At 61.5% G+C, this 20,961-nt stretch carries 21 protein-coding genes; 9 read left to right on the forward strand and 12 right to left on the reverse strand.

Annotation, left to right across the window (positions count from 1 at the left end; translation table 11 throughout):
• From SOP97_RS03615 to SOP97_RS03640, 6 genes are all read right to left on the reverse strand, one after another.
• A partial coding sequence (locus SOP97_RS03615) for a reverse transcriptase domain-containing protein (RefSeq protein WP_322948225.1) occupies positions 1-761 on the reverse strand: 761 nt, incomplete at its 3' end.
• 483 nt (positions 762-1,244) lie between these two features.
• Positions 1,245-2,588, reverse strand: a complete 1,344-nt coding sequence (locus tag SOP97_RS03620) for a DUF1329 domain-containing protein (RefSeq protein WP_322948226.1) — start codon at positions 2,586-2,588, stop codon at positions 1,245-1,247.
• 181 nt (positions 2,589-2,769) lie between these two features.
• Positions 2,770-3,489, reverse strand: coding sequence for a tRNA (guanosine(46)-N7)-methyltransferase TrmB (trmB, locus tag SOP97_RS03625; protein ID WP_322948227.1), 720 nt, complete (start codon positions 3,487-3,489; stop codon positions 2,770-2,772).
• 174 nt (positions 3,490-3,663) lie between these two features.
• Positions 3,664-4,458 (reverse strand): thiazole synthase, encoded by a 795-nt coding sequence (locus tag SOP97_RS03630; protein WP_322948228.1) that lies wholly within the window; start codon positions 4,456-4,458, stop codon positions 3,664-3,666.
• Positions 4,459-4,510: 52 nt separating this feature from the next.
• Entirely contained in the window at positions 4,511-4,711 is a 201-nt protein-coding gene (thiS, locus tag SOP97_RS03635; protein WP_322948229.1) for a sulfur carrier protein ThiS, read from the reverse strand.
• A 101-nt stretch (positions 4,712-4,812) separates the two neighbouring features.
• Positions 4,813-5,199 carry a DUF423 domain-containing protein gene (locus SOP97_RS03640; RefSeq protein WP_322948230.1) on the reverse strand — a complete coding sequence of 129 codons (387 nt, stop codon included), beginning with the start codon at positions 5,197-5,199 and terminating at the stop codon, positions 4,813-4,815.
• A 67-nt stretch (positions 5,200-5,266) separates the two neighbouring features.
• Here SOP97_RS03640 and mtgA point away from each other — a divergent pair, with 67 nt between their 5' ends.
• Entirely contained in the window at positions 5,267-6,007 is a 741-nt protein-coding gene (mtgA, locus tag SOP97_RS03645) for a monofunctional biosynthetic peptidoglycan transglycosylase (protein WP_322948324.1), read from the forward strand.
• Here mtgA and SOP97_RS03650 read toward each other — a convergent pair whose 3' ends face one another.
• The 5 genes from SOP97_RS03650 to ftsY all read right to left on the reverse strand — a co-directional run bounded on the left by SOP97_RS03650 (position 6,008) and on the right by ftsY (position 10,710).
• Positions 6,008-6,619, reverse strand: a complete 612-nt coding sequence (locus SOP97_RS03650; protein WP_322948231.1) for a hypothetical protein — start codon at positions 6,617-6,619, stop codon at positions 6,008-6,010.
• A gap of 135 nt (positions 6,620-6,754) precedes the next feature.
• Complete coding sequence (gene rpoH / locus SOP97_RS03655) at positions 6,755-7,609, reverse strand: RNA polymerase sigma factor RpoH (RefSeq protein WP_274087160.1); 855 nt, start codon at positions 7,607-7,609, stop codon at positions 6,755-6,757.
• 113 nt (positions 7,610-7,722) lie between these two features.
• Positions 7,723-8,739, reverse strand: a complete 1,017-nt coding sequence (gene ftsX, locus SOP97_RS03660; protein WP_322948232.1) for a permease-like cell division protein FtsX — start codon at positions 8,737-8,739, stop codon at positions 7,723-7,725.
• Positions 8,736-9,404, reverse strand: coding sequence for a cell division ATP-binding protein FtsE (gene ftsE, locus SOP97_RS03665; RefSeq protein WP_274087158.1), 669 nt, complete (start codon positions 9,402-9,404; stop codon positions 8,736-8,738). Before ftsE ends, ftsX begins: the two co-directional genes overlap by 4 nt.
• Before the next feature lies 1 nt (position 9,405).
• Positions 9,406-10,710, reverse strand: a complete 1,305-nt coding sequence (gene ftsY / locus SOP97_RS03670) for a signal recognition particle-docking protein FtsY (RefSeq protein WP_322948233.1) — start codon at positions 10,708-10,710, stop codon at positions 9,406-9,408.
• 205 nt (positions 10,711-10,915) lie between these two features.
• Between ftsY and SOP97_RS03675 the strand changes: the two genes are divergently transcribed.
• The 4 genes from SOP97_RS03675 (at position 10,916) to SOP97_RS03690 (ending at position 15,505) form a co-directional block, all read left to right on the forward strand.
• Positions 10,916-12,271, forward strand: coding sequence for a M16 family metallopeptidase (locus SOP97_RS03675; protein WP_322948234.1), 1,356 nt, complete (start codon positions 10,916-10,918; stop codon positions 12,269-12,271).
• Positions 12,264-13,745, forward strand: coding sequence for a M16 family metallopeptidase (locus SOP97_RS03680; RefSeq protein ID WP_322948235.1), 1,482 nt, complete (start codon positions 12,264-12,266; stop codon positions 13,743-13,745). Before SOP97_RS03675 ends, SOP97_RS03680 begins: the two co-directional genes overlap by 8 nt.
• Positions 13,745-14,350, forward strand: coding sequence for a 16S rRNA (guanine(966)-N(2))-methyltransferase RsmD (gene rsmD, locus SOP97_RS03685; RefSeq protein ID WP_322948236.1), 606 nt, complete (start codon positions 13,745-13,747; stop codon positions 14,348-14,350). The genes SOP97_RS03680 and rsmD overlap by 1 nt, the downstream gene beginning before the upstream one ends.
• Positions 14,351-14,509: 159 nt before the next feature.
• A complete protein-coding gene (locus SOP97_RS03690; protein WP_322948237.1) occupies positions 14,510-15,505 on the forward strand; it encodes a hydrolase in 996 nt (331 codons plus the stop codon).
• 175 nt (positions 15,506-15,680) lie between these two features.
• Here the strand turns inward: SOP97_RS03690 and SOP97_RS03695 are convergent, their stop codons facing one another.
• Positions 15,681-16,340, reverse strand: coding sequence for a TetR/AcrR family transcriptional regulator (locus SOP97_RS03695; protein WP_322948238.1), 660 nt, complete (start codon positions 16,338-16,340; stop codon positions 15,681-15,683).
• Positions 16,341-16,573: 233 nt separating this feature from the next.
• On the opposite strand from SOP97_RS03695, the gene SOP97_RS03700 reads away from it, so the two are divergent.
• The 4 genes from SOP97_RS03700 to coaD all read left to right on the forward strand — a co-directional run bounded on the left by SOP97_RS03700 (position 16,574) and on the right by coaD (position 20,917).
• Positions 16,574-18,016: a coniferyl aldehyde dehydrogenase gene (locus SOP97_RS03700; RefSeq protein WP_322948239.1), complete on the forward strand. Its 1,443-nt coding sequence runs from the start codon at positions 16,574-16,576 to the stop codon at positions 18,014-18,016.
• Positions 18,017-18,080: 64 nt separating this feature from the next.
• Complete coding sequence (locus SOP97_RS03705; RefSeq protein ID WP_322948240.1) at positions 18,081-18,629, forward strand: twin-arginine translocation pathway signal protein; 549 nt, start codon at positions 18,081-18,083, stop codon at positions 18,627-18,629.
• A gap of 90 nt (positions 18,630-18,719) precedes the next feature.
• Positions 18,720-20,315: a GMC family oxidoreductase gene (locus tag SOP97_RS03710; RefSeq protein WP_322948241.1), complete on the forward strand. Its 1,596-nt coding sequence runs from the start codon at positions 18,720-18,722 to the stop codon at positions 20,313-20,315.
• A 122-nt stretch (positions 20,316-20,437) separates the two neighbouring features.
• On the forward strand, positions 20,438-20,917 hold the full coding sequence (gene coaD, locus SOP97_RS03715; RefSeq protein ID WP_274087149.1) for a pantetheine-phosphate adenylyltransferase: 480 nt from the start codon (positions 20,438-20,440) through the stop codon (positions 20,915-20,917).
• Positions 20,918-20,961: the final 44 nt, after the last annotated feature.

Here is a 20,961-nt window from a genome sequence, read left to right on the forward strand (position 1 = left end):
ATGTTCGACAGCAGCGGCGAAAGCGGGCCGCCTTGCGGCGCCCCCTCCTGCCGATGGCTGACAACCCCGCCCGACATGACGCCCGCTTCGAGGTAACGGCGGATGAGTCTGAGCACCTGTTTGTCTTCGACATGGCGCTCAACACAGAACATCAGGATGTCGTGGTTGACCCGATCAAAGAACTTCTCCAGATCGAGTTCCACGCAACACCTATGACCCGCCGCCACATGGGTGCGGGCCATCTCGACAGCCTGGTGAGCGCTTCTGCCCGGACGGAAGCCGTAGCTATAGTCCGAGAACAGCGGATCGAAGATCGGCGTGAGCTGTTGCAGCAGGGCTTGCTGGATCAGGCGATCCACGACACTGGGAATGCCCAGTTGCCGCATACCGCCCTGCGGTTTGGGAATTTCGACCGCCCGCACTGCCTGGGGATGGTATTCACCTGCCAGCAGCCTGACCTTCAGGATGGGCCAATACTGTTTCACGTAGCCTGCCAAGTCGGCGACCGTCATGCCATCGGCACCCGGCGCCCCCTTGTTGCTGACCACGCGCTGATACGCACGCTTGAGATTCGCCGGTGCAAGCACCCGCTCCATCAGCGTGTCCGGCTCCGCGTTCATCCACGTCACCGACGCCGCCGATACCTCTGCGCTGTCAGGCGTCATCCTAGGCCTCTGGCCGGGACTCGGGGTGACAGTCTTCTCTTGGAGAAATTTCTGCATTTCGGTTATCGACGAGACGCTGACGCCTACTGGCGGCATGACCTGTTCGGCCCTTGATGGCGTGGTTGACCGCCACTTACTACGGCCTCGGCTGACTTCTGCACGCCCATCCCGTCGCCTCTCGACAATCGGTAGCACAATGGCAAGCGTACAGATCTCCCAGGGTAATTCGCGCGACCTTCCTGCTTATGCCTGTCGGATCTACGTCGCAGCGTTCCGTGCAAGTATCGGGCTTTGGCGATTATGGCCACCTCACCCCGCTGCGCCGCCTCATCCGCTTCCTGTTCGTCAGGCCAGCATTTTGCCTCGGGCTTCCTTCAGATTCGCAGTCGCCCGCGACACCCTTGCCTTCAGCTAACACTTCCCCTTGCCGGGTGTGTAGAGGACTTTCACCTCCAAGTCGCCAGGCTCACCACCACAGTGAACCCGACAGCGCCAGTCACGGCGCTACGCGCCATGCCTGGCGCACCATAAAAAAGCCGCCCAACAAGGGCGGCTTTGCGCTATTGCCAGGGCGTCGGCTCAGTTCCCTTCGCGGCGCAGCGCTTGTGGGGTGAAATCGCGCGGCGTCAGCTTGGCGTTGAAGTTGTACATCGGCTCGTTGTTATCCATGCCATCGACGAAGTAACGCTCGCCTTTGAAGTCGTAGATGGTTTCCAAGGTGCTGCCGAACATCGGCACGTCGTAGTAGCTGATCGGGTGGCTTTCCTGCACGCCACTCAGCTCACCGCTCTTGTCATACAAATCGACGGCAAGCACCTGCCAGCTGTCCTCGTCGATATAGAAACGACGCTTGGCGTACGGATGGCTGAAGCCTTTACGCAGCTGGGCGTCGACTATCCACACGCGGTGCAACTCGTAACGCAACAGGTCAGGGTTAACGGTGTTGCGCCGCAGGATATTGTCGTAGGGAATGCCCTTCTGGTGGACGGCATAGCTGTTGTACGGCACCAGTTTTTCTTGCTTGCCGACCAGCGTCCACTCGTAGCGGTCCGGCGCACCGTTGTAGGCGTCGACCACGTCAGCAGTGGCCATGCCGTTGGTGTCAGGCTGAAGGGTGTCATAAGCCAGCATTGGCAAGCGGCGCACGCGGCGCTCGCCACGGTTGAAGCGCCAGGCCTTGCGGATCGCCAGCACCTGATCGAGGGTTTCTTGCACCACCAGTGCCGAGCCGGACAGCTTGGCCGGCGCGACGACCTTGTACTTGTAGTAGAACAGGGTGTTATCCAGGTCCTGCGGCGTGACGCCTTCACGACCGTAGAGGAAGTAAATATCACGTTCTAGGTTGAGCAGGTTGTAGGCACCGTTAGACAGCACGGCCGCCTGGTTGGTGACAAAGCTGATCTGGTCGCCACGGTAACGCATGATGTGGTTCCAGATGGCTTCCTGGCCGGTTTTCGGCAGCGGGAAAGGAATCCCGGCCGCCACACCATCGACCCCATTACCGCCGGAAATCAGCTCGGCAGCCTGCGCGTTGAAGCGCGTGGCGTCATAGATGCGTTGCGGGGCGGCGGCACTGCGATGGGTCGGGAATACCCGCAAGAAGTAGTCGGGGTTCTTTTCCAGTAATACCTGCAAGCCTGCCGGCAGCAGCGCCTGATATTGCGCCAGGTTCTGGCTGTTGACCTGGTACAGCACGGGGTCGCTGCTGAAAGGATCAGGGTGATGCATGCCCGGCTGGTAGTTGGCTGGCGGCTGCGCCACGCCACCGTTCCAGGCCGGAATAGTGCCGGCGGCATTACCCGCGCGCTCACCGCCCAGCGGGGTCAGGTCCTGGCCCAGACGGGTGGCCTGGGCACTGTCGACCTTAGCCTGAGCCTGCAGCGTACAGGCTGCCAGTAGCAGAATTGTAAATACTCTCAACACAGCGATCTCCTCGCAGCCTGGCCAGTGGCAGGGCTGCTGTTGTTATGGCTCGGGCAATCCTGCCCAGGTGTATGTGCTGTTTTAGTGAGGAGCCGTCCTGGCGAATGTCGGATTATTCCGATCTAGTGCAATCATCCTTGGCTTATGGTCTTGCAGCGCTGGCGCTCCAGCGCGGGAGGAATCAGCTGATGCGTTGGAACTTCAAATCCCACACGCCATGCCCGAGGCGCTCGCCGCGGCGTTCGAATTTGGTGGTCGGGCGCTCTGTCGGGCGCGGCACATACTGGCCATCTTCAGCCAGGTTCTGATAGCCAGGGGCGGCACTCATTACCTCGAGCATGTACTCGGCATAGGGCTGCCAATCGGTGGCCATGTGCAACACACCGCCGACCTTGAGTTTTTGCCGCACCAGCTCAGCAAACGCCGGCTGAACGATCCGACGCTTGTTATGTTTGGCCTTGTGCCATGGGTCCGGGAAGAACAGCAGCACGCGGTCAAGGCTGGCATCGGCCACACAGTCACGCAGCACTTCCATGGCATCGCAGCTGTACACGCGCATGTTGTCGAGGTTCTGCGTCATCAGGCCGTTGAGCAGCGCACCAACGCCGGGGCGGTGCACCTCGACCCCGATAAAGTCCTGCTCGGGCGCAGCAGCGGCCATTTCCAGGGTCGAGTGGCCCATGCCAAAGCCGATCTCAAAGGTGCGTGGCGCACTGCGACCGAACACCTGATCGAAGTCGCGCAGGCCATCCTCCAGTTGCAGGCCGAATTTCGGCCAGCCTTGATCGAGGCCGCGCTGCTGCCCTTCAGTCATACGCCCGGCACGCATGACAAAACTTTTGATCGCGCGGTGCTTGGAAGTGTCTTCAGCCGGTTCGGGCTGTTGTGGCAAGTCAGTCATGCTGTGCTCTTAAAGTGCTTTTAGAGTGCTTTTAGAGTGCTTTTACGATTTCGCGAGCTAGAGCCATGCAAGGCAAAAACAGGCGAGGAAGCGGAGTTTACGAGTTGTAAATGAGCATTCCGAGCCTGTTTTTAACGCAGCAGGGCCGAAGCGCAGCAAAGCGTAAACGCGCTCTTACTTGATCAGGCCGTCCAGCGGCGACGAAGCGCTGGCATAGAGTTTCTTCGGCATGCGTCCGGCCAGATAGGCCATACGTCCGGCGATGATGGCGTGCTTCATCGCCTCGCCCATCAAAATTGGGTGCTGTGCATGGGCAATCGCGCTGTTCATCAATACCGCCTCGCAGCCCAGTTCCATGGCAATGGCCGCATCCGAAGCCGTGCCCACGCCGGCATCAACCAGCACCGGAACCGTGGCCTCTTCGAGGATGATGCGCAGGTTATACGGGTTGCAGATGCCCAAACCGGTACCGATCAAACCGGCTAGCGGCATCACCGCGATGCAGCCCATGGCCGCCAGTTCGCGGGCAATGATCGGGTCATCGCTGGTGTAGACCATTACGTCGAAACCATCCTTGACCAGCACTTCAGCGGCCTTGAGGGTTTCGATCACGTTAGGGAACAGGGTCTTCTGGTCGGCCAGCACTTCCAGCTTGACCAGCTTGTGGCCGTCGAGCAGTTCGCGGGCCAGGCGGCAGGTGCGCACCGCCTCAACGGCGTCGTAGCAACCGGCGGTGTTCGGCAGGATGGTGTAGCGCTCGGGGCTGATCACATCCAGCAGGTTCGGCTCGCCCGGATTTTGCCCGATATTGGTACGGCGCACCGCCACGGTAACGATCTCGGCACCCGAGGCTTCAATGGCCAGACGGGTTTCTTCGAGGTCTTTGTACTTGCCGGTACCGACCAGCAGGCGCGATTGATAGGTACGGCCCGCCAGGGTGAAAGGCTTGTCGTTAGGAACGTGGCTCATGGGTAATCCTCTTGAAGTGGGTGGGTAGTCATCAGGCAGCTGGCTAGCGGCCTCAACCACCACCAATGGCATGCACCACTTCAACCTGATCACCTTCACTTAGGGCGGTGGTGAGGTGCTGGCTGCGCGGCACGATATCCAGATTGAGCTCTACCGCGACGCGGCGGCCGGCCAGATCCAGACGCTCGATCAACCCGCCGACGGTTGCGCCGTCGGGCAATTCGAATGGTTCACCGTTTAACAGAATACGCATGACGGCTCGCTCCCAACGGGAAAAGGGCCGGCATTCTAGCCTGATCACCGGCGTTGACCAAGGCTAAAGGCGGCTGCCCGTCACGCTTTCTGACTTACGGGTCAGCGCTCACCACGCCCCGACAGCTGCCAGGCAGCCACACCCAGACACGCCCAACCGGCGAGAAACGCTACGCCGCCCAAGGGGGTAACCATGCCCAGCGCACTGATACCACTCAAGGTCAGCGCATAAAGGCTGCCAGAGAACAGCAGGATACCGAGAGCAAATAAGCTGCCCGCACAGCTGACCAGACGCGACGGGCGCAGCAAGGCCAGCAGGCCGACGCAAAACAGCGCCAAGGCGTGCAGCAACTGATACTGCGTGCCGGTCTGGAACACCGCGAGGTACGCTGGCGTCAGCTGACTCTTCAAGCCATGCGCCGCAAAAGCGCCCAGGGCTACACCGGTAAAGCCGGCACACGCAGACAGTAATAACCACAGACGCGCCATGCATCACTCCAGCGATAAAGACAAGGCTGGCTATAATGGCCGGCAAATTCGTCCTGGCCAAGCACGCATGGTTCGCTCCCTCTTCCGCCGACTGCTCAAACTCTTGCTCTGGTTGATGATCGCCTCGGTATTGCTGGTGCTATTGCTGCGCTGGGTGCCACCACCCGGCACCGCCCTGATGGTCGAGCGCAAGGTCGAGTCCTGGCTCAACGATCAGCCCATCGACCTGCAGCGCAGCTGGCGGCCCTGGAGTGAACTGCCTGACGACTTGAAGATGGCAGTTATCGCCGGCGAGGACCAAAAGTTTGCCGAGCACTGGGGCTTCGACATCGCCGCCATCCAGGCCGCTTTGGCGCACAACCAGCAAGGCGGCTCACTGCGTGGCGCCAGCACCCTCAGCCAACAGGTGGCGAAAAACCTGTTCCTCTGGTCCGGCCGCAGTTGGCTGCGCAAGGGCATCGAAGTGTGGTTCACCGGGCTGGTCGAACTGCTTTGGCCAAAGCAGCGGATTCTTGAGGTGTACCTTAATAGCGTTGAATGGGGTGACGGGGTATTCGGCGCCGAGGCCGCGGCGCGGCATCACTTCAACATAGGCGCACCTTATCTGTCACGCCAGCAGGCCAGCTTGCTCGCAGCAGTACTGCCCAACCCGCGCGAATGGAGCGCCGGCCGCCCCAGCGCCCACGTCAGCCGCCGCGCCAGCTGGATTCGCCAACAAATGCGCCAGCTGGGCGGCAACCATTACCTCAATCGCTTACAGCCAAACCGTCCCGAGTGGTTACGTGAGTGGCTCCCCAGCGGGTTCTAACTAACGCTGCTTGAGTAGATGACGCGGCACGGCGTAGAGAAAATACAGCTCACCATCCTGCAGGTGCGCGGTCATGCCCAACTCGGGATAGACCCAAGCCTGCCCCTCGGCCAGCTCCAGCGTCAGGCGCGGCTGGCCGATACTGGCCGCTAGCCGCGCCGCATCCAGCGGCGCAGGCGGCAACAGAGTCAGCGCAATGATCGGCCGATTGGCCAAGGACACCAGCAGCTGACTGCCCAGTGGCTGCGCCTTATCCGTCGGTTTTAGCCCAGCGGCCGTCAGCAAGCTCTCGCGCTCAGCGTCCTCCAGCCCCACCTCAGCCTCCAGCGACCAGGCTTCATTGCCATCCTGCAACTCACCACGATAGAGCAGGCGCGCACCATCCAGGTTGGGCTGCAGCCACAGCTCGCCCTCCAGGGCATCACGCAGGTGCACCACGCTCAGCCGATCATCGGCCAGGGGCGTCAGCACCTCGGTTTGCCATTGCGCCAGCCAGGGCAAAGGCTGCGCGGCCGGCTGCGGACGCATCAGCCATGCGCCCCAGGCAAAGAACATGGCTGCAACGACAGTAACGATCAGCCAGTGCAACGGCCGCAATGGGGGGAATTTCATTGAGTTTTCCTTGACCATAAAAAATCGCCGGGAGCGATTTTTAACGTCGCATAGCGACGGCCCGAAGGGTGGCCGCCAGGGATGGCAGGCCATAAAAAAGCCGCACCTAGGTGCGGCTTTTGACATTAGCGCGATTTACGCGGCGATCGAACCCTTGAGCTTGTTCATCGCGTTTTTTTCCAGCTGACGAATGCGCTCGGCCGACACGTTGTACTTGGCCGCCAAGTCATGCAGCGTGGCTTTCTCTTCAGCCAGCCAGCGCTGGTAAAGGATGTCACGGCTGCGCTCGTCCAAGCCTTCCAGCGCTTCGTGCAGATTGGCACTAGAGCTGTCGGTCCAGTCAGAGTCCTCCAACTGCCGCGCCGGGTCGTAGCGGTTATCTTCCAGGTAATTAGCCGGCGACTTGAACGCACTTTCATCGTCCGCCTCGGCAGCCGGGTCGAAGGCCATGTCATGCCCGGTCAGGCGGCTTTCCATCTCGCGTACTTCGCGCGGCTCCACGCCCAGGCTTTCGGCCACGGCATGCACTTCATCGTTGTTCAGCCAGGCCAAACGCTTCTTCTGGCTGCGCAGGTTGAAAAACAGCTTGCGCTGAGCCTTGGTGGTGGCGACTTTGACAATGCGCCAGTTGCGCAGGATGAACTCGTGAATCTCGGCGCGGATCCAGTGCACGGCGAACGACACCAGGCGCACACCCATTTCCGGGTTGAAGCGTTTGACCGCCTTCATCAGGCCAACATTGCCTTCTTGAATCAGATCAGCCTGGGCCAAGCCATAGCCGGAGTAGCTGCGGGCGATGTGCACCACAAAGCGCAGGTGCGCCAAGACCATTTGCCGTGCGGCTTCAAGGTCTTGGTTGTAGAAGAGATTTTCCGCCAGCTCACGCTCCTGCTCGGGGGTCAACAGCGGGATGCCGTTTACCGCATGCACGTAAGCCTCCAGGTTGGCACCCGGAACCAGAGCATGAACAGGTTGCATAGAAGTGGACATTTGGATCCTCCTACTTACGAAATCGTGTGGCAGTCTAGCACCGCTCAATAAGACGTTGGGCCTATCTACAAGTTCCCTTACACATAGTCAATATCAAGCAAAACAATAACTTACTACCTTGGAGCCAGCTCGTTCAAGTGCCTTGCTACAGCCAGCCAGGCGCCAATATAGCCCAACAGTACCGCGCCGAGCAGTAGGGATAGACCATCGGCCATCGGCACGCCATCCAGAGCGAAGTCGCTGCCGTACAAACCCGCCAGACGCACCACGGCGTCGTTCAGCCAGCCCAGGCCATAAGCCAGCAGCAACCACGCCAGCAGCCCAGCGCCTAAACCGTAGAGCGTACCCATATAAAGAAAGGGCCGACGCACATAGCTGTCGGTACCGCCGACCAGCTTGATCACTTCGATCTCGGTGCGGCGATTTTCGATATGCAGACGAATGGTATTGCCGATCACCAGCAGCAGCGCCAGAACCAACAGCAGGGTCAAACCGAAGACAAAACGTTCGCCCAGCTTAAGCATCGCGCTCAACCGCTCGACCCAGAGCAGATCCAACTGCGCTTGCTGCACGCGCGGCAACTCGGCCAGACGCAAGCGCAAGGCCTCCAGGGCAACTTTGTCGACTTCCTGCGGGGTGACCACAATCACCCCCGGCAGCGGGTTATCCGGTAGCTCTTTCAGCGCCTCGCCCAACCCCGACTGTTGCTGAAACTCGGCAAGTGCCTGCTCACGGCTGATCCACTCCGCTTCCGCCACATCATCCATCTCGGCGATTTGCTCGCGCAGCGCCTGCCCCTGAGACTCAGTGGCATCGATCTGCAAAAACAGAGAAATCTGCGCCGCACGCTGCCAGGACACACCCAGGCGCTCGACGTTATCCAACAGCAAGGCAAGGCCCATGGGCAGGCTCAGCGCCACCGCCATCACCAGGCAGGTGAAGAAGCTACCAATGGGCTGTTTGCCAAGCCGGCGCAGGCTGTCGACCAGGCTGGCGCGGTGGCTTTCCAGCCAGGCATGCAACTGATGGGAAAAGCTCGGGCCGTCATCCGGGGTTGGCGACTCGGATTTTTTCGCCGCGGCACCAACGCGCTGCGCCGGTTGCGGCGGTGGCATACGGGTGGCGCTCATGCCGCCTCCCCGTCGCCGATCAGGCGGCCGCGTTGCAGGGTCAACATACGGTGGCGCATGCGGGCGATCAGCGCCAAATCGTGACTGGCAATCAGCACCGTGGTACCCAGGCGGTTGATGTCTTCAAACACACCCATGATCTCGGCCGCCAGACGCGGGTCAAGGTTGCCGGTGGGTTCGTCCGCCAACAACAAGGCCGGACGGTGCACCACCGCGCGAGCAATACCGACACGCTGCTGCTGACCGGTGGACAGGTCACCGGGGAATTGCTCAGCCTTGTCGGCCAGCGATACGCGCTCTAGGGCGGTGCGCACACGGCTGCCGATTTCGTCTTTAGACAAGCCCAGAATCTGCAAAGGCAGCGCTACGTTGTCGAACACACTGCGGTCGAAGAGCAATTGGTGATTCTGGAACACCACACCAATCTGCCGGCGCAGAAAGGGAATCTGCGCATTGGTGATATGCGACAAATCCTGCCCGGCCAGCAGCAATTTGCCGCTACTTGGCCGTTCCATCGCCAGCAGCAGGCGCAGCAAGGTACTTTTGCCGGCGCCGGAGTGGCCGGTGACGAACAGAAATTCGCCACGGCGCACATGGAAACTCAGTTCGTGCAGCCCGACGTGGCCGTTGGGGTAGCGTTTACCGACCTGCTCGAATTTGATCATCCTATTTCTCCGCGAACAGCGCCTGAACGAAGGCTTCGGCCTCGAAGGTACGCAGGTCGTCGATGCCCTCGCCGACGCCGATATAACGAATCGGCAGGGCGAACTGCTTGGCCAGGGCGAAGATCACCCCGCCCTTGGCGGTGCCGTCCAGTTTGGTCAGGGCCAGGCCGGTGAGGCTGACGGTCTGGTTGAACTGCTTGGCCTGGTTGATCGCGTTCTGCCCGGTGCCGGCATCCAGCACCAGCAACACCTCGTGCGGTGCGGTGTCATCCAGTTTGCCGATCACCCGACGCACCTTCTTCAACTCTTCCATCAAGTTGTCTTTGGTGTGCAGACGACCAGCGGTGTCGGCGATCAGCACATCCATCCCGCGTGATTTCGCCGCTTGCACAGCATCGAAGATCACCGAAGCAGAGTCAGCACCGGTGTGCTGGGCGATCACCGCGATCTGGTTGCGCTCGCCCCACACCTGCAGCTGCTCGACAGCCGCCGCGCGGAAGGTGTCGCCGGCGGCCAGCATGACCTTCTTGCCATCCTGCTGGAGTTTTTTCGCCAGTTTGCCGATGGTGGTGGTCTTACCCGCACCATTCACGCCGACCACCAGAATCACGTAGGGCTGCTTGCTGCTGTCGATCTTCAGCGGCTGCTCGACCGGCTTGAGCAGCGTGGTCAATTCTTCCTGCAAGGCTTTATAGAGCGCGCCACTGTCGGCCAGCTCCTTGCGCGCCACGCGCTTGGTCAGGTTCTGCACAATCGCGGTGGTGGCCTCGACGCCCACGTCGGCGGTTAGCAGGCGGGTTTCGATGTCTTCCAGCAGGTCATCGTCGATGACTTTCTTGCCAAGGAATAGGCTGGCCATGCCTTCGCCAAGGCTGGCGCTGGTTTTCGACAAGCCCTGCTTGAGGCGCTCAAGAAAGCCGGCACGATTTTCTTCAGTACTTTTGACCGGCGCCTCTACCTTGACCGGCTCAACCACTGGCGCCTGAACCGGGGCTGGCGGCTCAACGACCGGTTCCACCACCACCGGCTGCTCAACATGGGCATGCAGCACTTCGCTGCCGGCATTGATGCGGAACCGTGACGGCCGTGGTAACGGGTTCGCTTCGCTGGCTTCAGGCTGTGCAGCTACGGCCGGCGCGGCCGGAGCAACCGGGGTAGCCGGTTGTTCGCTAACAGGCGCGGGTTGCGGCGCAGGGCTGGCCGGCGCTTGCGGCTTTTTACGCAGCCAGCCGAACAGGTCTTTCTTCTCCGCAGGCTTGTCGCCAGAAGGAGTGGGGGTCTTCTTGTCGTCGTTGGAACCAAACATGGAGGACGGCTATCTCAAAGGAGCGACGCGCGCAGCAACAGGCTCTGAAGGCATTACTCACGCAGCATTAAAAGCTGAAGAGTGTACGCAGTAACAATCAGATGCCTGAGTAGGCGTGGTCGTCAGTAAAACGGATGCGTATCCTAGCACCTCCGCGCCCGCCGACGCTAAGACCAAGCGGGCCCGTCCGACAGGTCGAGAATCTATGTCAATAATTGCCCAACGCACTGCCGCTTTATTGCTGGGCGTGCTCTGCACACCGCTGCTGGCCTTTGCCGCCGCGCCGCAGCCGACTCACGAATTCAGCCTGGACAATGGCCTTAAAGTCATCGTGCGTGAGGACCACCGCGCGCCCGTGGTGGTCTCCCAGCTTTGGTACAAGGTTGGCTCCAGCTACGAGACGCCCGGCCAGACCGGCCTGTCCCATGCCCTCGAACACATGATGTTCAAGGGCAGCCGCAAGCTTGGCCCCGGCGAAGCCTCGCGCATCCTGCGCGAGCTGGGCGCCGAGGAAAACGCCTTTACCAGCGACGATTACACCGCCTATTACCAAGTGCTGGCGCGTGATCGCCTGGCCGTCGCCCTGGAGCTGGAAGCTGACCGTCTGGCCAGCCTCAAGCTGCCGGCCGACGAGTTCGCTAAAGAAATCGAGGTCATCAAGGAAGAGCGCCGCCTGCGCACCGACGACAAGCCGTCGAGCCTGGCCTACGAGCGTTTCAAGGCCATGGCCTACCCCGCCAGTGGTTATCACACGCCGACTATCGGCTGGATGGCCGATCTCGAGCGCATGACCGTCGAGGAGCTGCGCGCCTGGTATGAGGCCTGGTACGCGCCAAACAACGCCACCCTGGTGGTCGTCGGCGATGTCAGTGCCAGCGAAGTGAAGACCCTCGCCGAACGTTATTTCGGCGCCATTCCCAAGCGCAGCGTGCCCACCGCCAAAGCCCCGCGTGAACTGGCGGCACCCGGTGAGCGGCGCATTACCCTGCACCTGAAAACCCAGCTGCCAAGCCTGATGATGGGCTTCAACGTGCCAGGCCTGGCCACCGCCGAACAACCGCGCCAGGTGCACGCGCTGCGCCTCGCCGCTGCCCTGCTCGATGGCGGCTACAGCGCCCGCCTGCCGACACGCCTGGAACGTGGCGAGGAACTGGTATCCGGCGCGTCGGCCTGGTACGACGGTTTCTCCCGTGGCGACAGCCTGTTCATCCTCTCCGCCACGCCTAACGTGCAGACTGGCAAAACCCTGGAGCAAGTGGAGGCCGGTTTGTGGCGTGAGCTAGAGGACCTGCAGAACACCCCACCGAGCGCCGAGGAACTGGCCCGCGTAAGGGCGCAAGTGATTGCTGGGTTGGTCTACGAGCGCGACTCCATCACCAGCCAGGCCACCGCCATTGGCCAGCTGGAAACCGTCGGTCTGTCGTGGAAGCTGATCGATCAGGAGCTGGCCGAACTGGAAGCCGTCACCCCGGCCGACATCCAACAAGCCGCCAGCACCTTCTTTACCCGCGACCGCCTGAGCGTCGCCCATGTTCTACCTGAGGAGAAGGGCAATGAGTGAGCGCAACGGCCTACGTTACGGCCTGCTCGGCCTGGCGCTACTGATATTGCTGGCGCTGCTGGCTCTGGTGATCAACCGCCCGGATAGCAGCCCAACACCCGCTCCGGCCGCTGAATCGAACAGCATCGAATCCCTGGCCGCCCTCGGCGATCAGCCACCAAGTCGCCGCGACCTGAATATCCAGACCTGGCAAACCGCCGAAGGCGCCAAGGTGCTGTTCGTTGAAGCCCGCGAACTGCCGATGTTCGACCTGCAACTGACCTTTGCCGCCGGCAGCAGCCATGACGACGGCATCGCCGGCTTGGCCATGCTGACCAATGCCATGCTCAACGAAGGCGTACCGGGTAAGGATGTTGGCGCGATTGCCGCAGGCTTCGAAAACCTCGGCGCCAACTTTGGCAACGGCGCTTACCGCGACATGGCCATTACCAGCCTGCGCAGCCTCAGCGCTGCGGACAAACGCGAACCGGCCATGCAGCTATTCAATCAGGTCATCGGCCAGCCGACCTTCCCCGAAGACTCGCTGGCGCGGATCAAGAACCAGCTACTGGCTGGCTTCGAATACCAGAAGCAGAACCCGGGCAAACTGGCCAGCCTGGCACTGTTCGAGCGGCTGTACGGCACGCACCCTTACGCGCATCCCAGCGACGGCAATGCCGAGTCGATTCCGGCGATCAGCCGTGAACAGCTGCAAGCCTTCCACGCCAAAGCCTACACCGCCAATAACGCGATCATCGCGCTGGTTGGTGACCTCTCGCGCAGTGATGCCGAAGCTCTAGCCAATGCGGTGTCCGCCGCCCTGCCAAAAGGCCCGGCGCTGCCACGAATCGCCCAGCCGCAAGAGCCCAAGGCCGGCTTGCAGCACATCGAGTTCCCCTCGAACCAGACTCACCTGATGATCGCCCAGCTCGGCATTGACCGCCGCGACCCGGACTACGCCGCGCTTTACCTGGGTAACCAGGTATTCGGCGGCGGTGGTTTCGGCACGCGCCTGATGACCGAAGTGCGCGAGAAACGCGGCCTGACCTACGGCGTCTACTCAGGCTTCAGCGCCATGCAGGCGCGCGGCCCATTTATGATCAACCTGCAGACCCGCGCCGAACTCAGCGATGGCTCTCTGCAACTGGTCAAAAGCATGCTGGCCGACTTTATCAAGGATGGCCCGACTGCCGACGAGCTGAACAACGCCAAGCGCGAGCTGGCCGGCAGTTTCCCGCTGTCCACCGCCAGTAACGCCGCCATCGTCGGTCAGCTGGGTTCGATGGGCTTTTACGACCTGCCGCTGAGCTACCTGGAAGACTTTATGCGCGACGTACAGGCGCTCGACGTGGCGCTGGTCAAAGCGGCCATGGCCAGACACCTCGACCCAGAAGCCCTAGTGATCGTCACTGCTGGCCCGACCGTGGCGCAGAAAGAACTGCCACCGCCCACCGACACCCCCGCCGAGCAACCTTCTGCAGTACCGGAGCATTAATGAGCAAGCGACCCAAACCGCCGAAAGCCAACCCCGCCCATAGTGGCGATGGCCAGCTGCGGATCATCGGCGGGCAATGGCGCTCACGCCAGTTCAACTTCCCCATGGCCGCTGGGCTGCGGCCAACGCCGAACCGGGTACGCGAGACCCTGTTCAACTGGCTGGCGCCCTATGTCGAGGGGGCCAAGGTACTCGACCTGTTCGCCGGTAGCGGCGCGCTGTTTCTCGAAGCGCTGTCGCGCGGTGCCGGCAGCGCCCTGGCGCTGGACCTCAACCCAGCCGCCATCAACAGCCTGCGCAGCCACCTGCAAACGCTGAACTGCGACAACGGCCAACTGCAACAGATCAATGCCCTGCTCTTCCTGCAAAACCCGGCTACGACGCCATTTGACCTGGTATTCCTCGACCCGCCGTTCAACCAGGACCTATTGCTTCCGGCCTGCCAGGCCCTTGAAAACAACGGCTGGCTGGCCACCGATGCCTGGGTCTATACCGAGAGCGAAAACGCTCCGTCCAGCCTCGGCATGCCCGGCAACTGGCGCTTGCACCGCGAACAAAAGGCCGGACAGGTGTATTACGCACTGTGGCAGCGCACCGCCGCCTAGCACTTTTGTAGGGTGGGTTAGTCTACGGGGTAACCCACCACGCCATAGGTCACGCTGCATAGCCGCCTAGGTCGGCTATGCCATTCAGCCGCTGCATTTAACTTCCGTTTCACCGCCTCAAGCCCTAGCCTGAGTGCTTACCCGCCTGATACCGCAACCATGAAAACGTCCTTCAAACCTGCCTGGTGGCTGCCCGGCCCGCACCTGCAAACGCTGTGGAACCCGATGTGTCGCCAACCCGCGAAACTGGCGCGCACACGCGAACGGCTGTGGCTGGAGGATGGCGACTTTCTCGATCTGGACTGGCACGGCCCACACCAGGCCGACGCACCGCTGGTGTTGGTGCTGCATGGCCTGACCGGCTCATCCGATTCGCTGTATGTGCTGGGTTTGCAGCAGAAACTGGCGGCCCAGGGCTGGGCCAGCGTGGCACTGAACTGGCGCGGCTGTTCGGGTGAGCCCAATCTGCTGGCACGGGGTTACCACTCCGGCGCCAGCGAGGACCTGGCGGAAACCGTGCACCACCTACGCGCCCAGCGGCCGATGGCCCCGCTGTATGCGGTGGGTTATTCGCTGGGCGGCAATGTGCTGCTCAAGTATTTGGGGGAAACCGGTGCCGACAGCCAGTTGCAGGGCGCAGCGGCAGTCTCGGTGCCGTTTCGTCTGGACCAATGCGCTGACCGCATCGGCATGGGCTTTTCGCGCGTTTATCAAAGCCACTTTATGCGCGAGATGGTCGCCTACGTGAAGGACAAGCAGCGCCTGTTCGCTCACCAGGGCATGAGTGATCGCCTGTCCACCTTGGAGAAACTCGGCCCGCTGGACAATATGCGCACCTTCTGGGATTTCGACGGCCGCATCACCGCGCCGCTGCATGGCTATGCCGATGCCGAGGACTACTACCGCCGCGCCTCCAGCCGCTATTTCCTCGGCCAGATCGAGACGCCCACGCTGATTATCCAGGCGGCCGACGACCCCTTCGTATTTGCCCATAGCCTGCCGGAAGCGGCTGAACTGTCGCCGAGCATCGAGTTCGAGCTACACGCCCACGGCGGCCACGTCGGTTTTGTCGAAGGCAGCCTGGGTAAGCCGGCTTATTACCTGGAACGACGCATTCCGCAGTGGCTGACCGCACAGGCGGCCAAGCCACTGTAGGGTGGGTTAGCCCCGCAGGAAGCTGAATGACCAAACGAAACGCTTTCTGCGCGCGGCGTAACCCACCATGCGCAATCCCAGCCACCGCGATGGCGGGTTACGCCGCGCGCAAAGGCAGTCCTATCGAAATAGATCGTGGCAATGCGCGGCTAACCCACCCTACGCCAGTTGCAACTCAGATCACCTGCTCCAACGGCACATGCAGCTTGGCGTACAACGCCTCCACGGCCTCGCGCGCTTGCGGGGCGGTGTAGCCGCCTTCCAGCGCCAGCACCTGATAGATGCCACGGCGCAGCATGTCCTCACTGAGGTCGCCCGGGTTACCACGTGTGGTGCAGAGGAAGCGCACCCAGGAGGTCATGATGATCCAGCTATTAAGGGTCAACGCTTCGATCTGCGACGCATCCATCAGCAAGATGCCGGCCTCGACAAACCCCTGATAAATCCCCTGCGCCTGCGCCAAGCAGCGCTGGGCAAATTGCCGGTAGCGCTCAGCCAACGCCGCATCGCTTTCCAGCAAATGCTCAAGGTCGCGGTGCAAAAACCGGTAATGCCACATGGCCGCGAGCAGCGCCTCCAGGTAGAAGGTTTTGTCCTGCACGGTTAGCGCCCGACCTTCCGGACGACGCAGGAAGATATCCACCTGGCTTTCGTACAGGGCGAACAGTTCGGCGATGATCGCCTGCTTATTGCGGAAGTGGTAATACAGATTGCCCGGCGAAATCCCCAGGTGCGCCGCGATGTGATTCGTGCTGACGTTGCGCTCGCCCTGGGCGTTAAACAGCGCCAGGCTCTCTTGAATGATGCGTTCGCGGGTTTTAAGTGGGGCTGACATAACGGCTCGTTCTCAATTCAAAGCCCGGCAAAAGTACACGTTCAACCGCACAAAGAGCTACCCAGCGCCGAGCCCGATCAAGCACTTACACGCCACTGGAATGCGCCAGCCGGCTGATCGTGCCCTGCGATTTGACAGATTAGAGCAATTGCTCTAAAAATCCAGCATCCCTTTTCTGCAGCGGTCTCAGTCATCTGATGCACTGCATTGCTGGAACGCCAAGGAGCAGCATGATGGTCGCCGACGTCTCTTACCTCGAACAAAGCCTGCACAACAGCCAACAGCAGATCAGCCAGCTGGAGAGCAGCTTTACCCGTCAGCGCCAGGCATACAACGCCAACCCAATGCCCTCGGCGGAGCAACGTATGCAATGGCTCAACGCGCTGCGCGAGCTGCTCAGTAACGAGCGGGAGGCGTTGATCAACGCCATCAGCCAGGACTTCAGCAACCGCAGCGCCGATGAAACCCTGCTCGCCGAGCTGATGCCCAGCCTGCATGGCATCCATTACGCGACCAAGCGCATCAAAAAATGGATGAAGCCGTCACGGCGCAGCGTCGGCATGCAATTTATGCCCGCTGCCGCCAAGGTGATCTATCAACCGCTGGGCGTGGTTGGGGTGATCGTGCCGTGGAACTACCCGCTGTTTCTCGCCGTCGGCCCGCTGGTGGGTGCGCTGTCGGCCGGTAACCGGGTGATGATCAAGATGAGCGAGTCGACCCCAGCCACCTCGCAACTGGTCAAGGACCTGCTGGCCAAGGTCTTCCCAGAGGACTTGGTAACCGTGGTGTTGGGTGAGGCGGAAGTGGGTATGGCCTTCTCCAAACTGCCGTTCGACCACCTGCTGTTCACCGGCGCCACCAGCATCGGCAAACACGTGATGCGCGCCGCCGCCGACAACCTCACCCCAGTCACCCTAGAGCTAGGCGGCAAGTCGCCGGCCATTGTCTCCGCCGACGTACCGCTGAGTGACGCCGCCGAACGCATCGCCTTCGGCAAGACCATGAACGCCGGTCAAACCTGCGTGGCCCCGGATTATGTGCTGGTGCCGAAGGACCGCGTGGACGGCTTTGTCGAGGCTTACCGCAATGCGGTGCAGAGCTTCTATCCGCAACTCAAGGACAACCCGGATTACACCGCCATCATCAACGAGCGCCAACAACAGCGTCTCAACAGCTACCTGCAGGACGCCGAAAGCAGGGGCGCGACCGTTATCTCGCTGTACCCAGAAGCCCAGGGCCGGCGCATGCCACAAGCCGTACTGCTGAACGTGACGGATGAGATGAAGGTGATGCAGGACGAGATCTTCGGCCCGCTGCTGCCGATCATCCCGTACGACAAGCTGGAAGACGCCTTTGCCTATATCAACCAGCGCGACCGGCCGCTGGCGCTGTACTACTTCGGTTACGACAAGGGCGAGCAGCAACGTGTGCTGCACGAAACCCATTCGGGCGGCGTATGCATCAACGACACCCTGCTGCACGTGGCCCAGGACGACATGCCGTTCGGCGGCGTCGGCCCGTCCGGTATGGGCCATTACCACGGGCATGAAGGTTTTCTGACCTTCAGCAAGGCCAAGGGTGTGTTTATCAAGCAGCGCTTCAACGCCGCCAAAACGATCTACCCACCCTATGGCAAAACCCTGCAAAAACTGATCTACAAGCTGTTCGTACGCTGACCTGATCCGGGCGGATTCAGTCGTCCTGCGCCCGCCCACAGCCTGATTCGGTGATAACAATAAAATGCACACCACCCGCACGCTTGAAGCACCTAACCTGTCACGCCGCAGCCTGCTCAAGGTCGGCCTATTGGGCACTGCCCTGCTCGGCACGGCCGGCCTGGCCGCCACCCTCAGCGGCTGCTCGGCCAGCACACCGAAAGCCGGTTTTGCGGTGATTCGCGAAACCGACCTGCCCTTCCTGCAGGCGCTGATCCCGGTGATGCTCGCGGGCGCGGTGCCCCCGGCGCAGATGCCGCAGGCCATCAGCGGCACCCTGGAGAACCTCGACTACAGCCTCAATCACCTATCGCCCGAACTGCTCAAGCTGACCGTGCAGCTGTTCGATGTGCTGGCCCTGCCCATCACTCGCGGCCCACTGACCGGGGTTTGGGGCAGCTGGCAGAACGCCTCAGCTGCCGATATACAGGCGTTTCTTGAGCGCTGGCAAAACAGCTCGTTGGCGCTGCTGAAAATGGGCCAAGCCTCGCTGCTGCAGTTAGTCATGATGAGTTGGTACAGCCGCGCCGAGTCGTGGGCGCACTGCGGCTACCCCGGCCCGCCAACTGTTTGACCACGACCTGCTGCGCGTCGGCCATGCCGCGAGATCGTCAATGAGCGGAACCGCTGGACGCTAATAAGAATTCGCCTGAGAGCACCTCAAATGCCCGTACCCGATAGTTTCAAAGAAGGCCTGGCCCGTGGCTGGAAGACCTATAACGGTTCGCAGCTAGACAACGACCTGACCCTCGAAGCGGACGTCGCCATCGTCGGCAGCGGCGCGGGCGGCGGCACTACGGCTGAAATTCTCAGCGCAGCCGGCTTCAAGGTGCTGCTGATTGAAGAAGGCCCGCTGAAAACCAGCGATGACTTCAAGATGCTCGAAGACAAGGCCTATGCTGAGCTGTATCAGGAAGGCATCGGGCGCATGAGCAAGGATGGCGCGATCACCATCATGCAGGGCCGCGCGGTCGGTGGCACCACCCTGATCAACTGGACTTCCAGTTTCCGCACGCCCACGCCGACCCTGGAACACTGGGCCAAGGAGCATGGTGTCCAAGGCCACAGCGCCGAAGACATGGCGCCCTGGTTTGCGCAGATGGAACAACGCCTGGGCGTTGCCCCCTGGGCCGTGCCGCCGAATGCCAATAACGAGGTCATTCGTACCGGCTGCAGCAAGCTCGGCTACGAGTGGCAGGTGATTCCGCGCAACGTGCGCGGCTGTTGGAACCTCGGCTATTGCGGCCTGGGCTGCCCGACCAACGCGAAGCAGTCGATGCTGGTCACCACCATTCCAGCGACCCTGGAAAAGGGCGGCGAACTGCTCTATCTGGCGCGCGTCGAACGTTTGCTACTGGATGGCGACACAGTCACTGGCATCGAATGCCTGGGCATGGACGCGCGCAGTGTCGCGCCCAATGGTCGCAAAATCACCGTTAAAGCCAAGCATTACGTACTGTCCGGCGGCGGCATCAACACCCCGGGCATTCTCCTGCGCTCAGGCGCCCCAGACCCGCATCAGCGCACGGGCAAGCGCACCTATCTGCACCTGGTGAATTTCTCGGCCGCGCTGTTCGAGCAGGTGATCAATCCGTTCTATGGCGCGCCACAATCAATCTACTCCGACCACTTCCAGTGGGATGACGGCGCAGCAGGGCGCCTCTCCTACAAGCTCGAAGTGCCGCCGCTGCAACCCGCCATCACCGCCACGATGCTCGGGCGTTTTGGCATCGACAACGCCATGCGTATGGAGCAACTGCCCCACACCAACGTGATGCTGGCATTGATGCGCGACGGTTTTCACCCAGACAGCGCCGAAGGCAAAGTTGAACTGCGCGGCGATGGTAGCCCGGTGCTCGACTACCAAATGACCGATTACACCTGGGACGGCATACGCCGCGCCTTCCATACCATGGCCGAAATTCAGTTTGCCGCCGGCGCCAAAGCCGTACTGCCGCTGCACGCCGATGCCGGTTACGTGAACACCCTGGCGGAGGCGAAACGCCTGATCGACAGCTTCAGCCTGGAGCTGTATCGCACACGCCTGGGCAGCGCCCACGTCATGGGTGGCTGCGCCATGGGCGAAGACCCACAGCATGCCGTGACTGACAGCCTTGGCCGCCATCACCAACTGAGTAACCTGTCGATCCATGACGGCTCGTTGTTCCCCACCAGTATCGGCGCCAACCCGCAGCTGTCGATCTACGGCCTGACCGCCAAACTCGCGACAAAACTCGCCGAACGTCTCAAGCACGCCTGATGACAGGGTATTCACGGGCCATTCTGCGCCCGTGAATCACGGCGATCCGCCGTGCCCGACTTGGCCACGGTGAAGCGCTGCGCTACCATCCGTCTCCCCAACGAACCCGCCAGGACGTCACGATGAATCGAGTGTTATACCCAGGCACCTTCGACCCCATCACCAAGGGGCACGGCGACTTGGTCGAGCGCGCGGCACGGCTGTTCGACAGCGTGATCATTGCAGTCGCCGCCAGCCCGAAGAAGAACCCGCTGTTCAGCCTGGAACAACGCGTCGAACTGGCCCGGGAAGTGACCAAGCACCTGCCCAACGTTGAAGTAGTGGGTTTCTCAACCCTGCTGGCGCATTTCGCCAAGGAACAGGGCGCCAATGTATTTCTGCGCGGCCTGCGGGCGGTATCGGACTTTGAATACGAGTTCCAACTGGCCAACATGAACCGCCAGTTGGCCCCAGACGTGGAAAGCCTGTTCCTCACCCCGTCGGAAAAGTACTCGTTTATCTCCTCAACCCTGGTGCGTGAGATCGCCACGCTGGGCGGCGACATCTCCAACTTCGTGCACCCGGCGGTGGCCGCCGCGCTGACTGAACGCTTCAAGCGCTGAGCCATTACCGCAAGGCCGCGTGCATGCGCGGCCATGATGCGGCA

Origin of the sequence: Pseudomonas spirodelae, from assembly GCF_034653255.1 — a bacterium.
Classification (GTDB): domain Bacteria; phylum Pseudomonadota; class Gammaproteobacteria; order Pseudomonadales; family Pseudomonadaceae; genus Aquipseudomonas; species Aquipseudomonas spirodelae.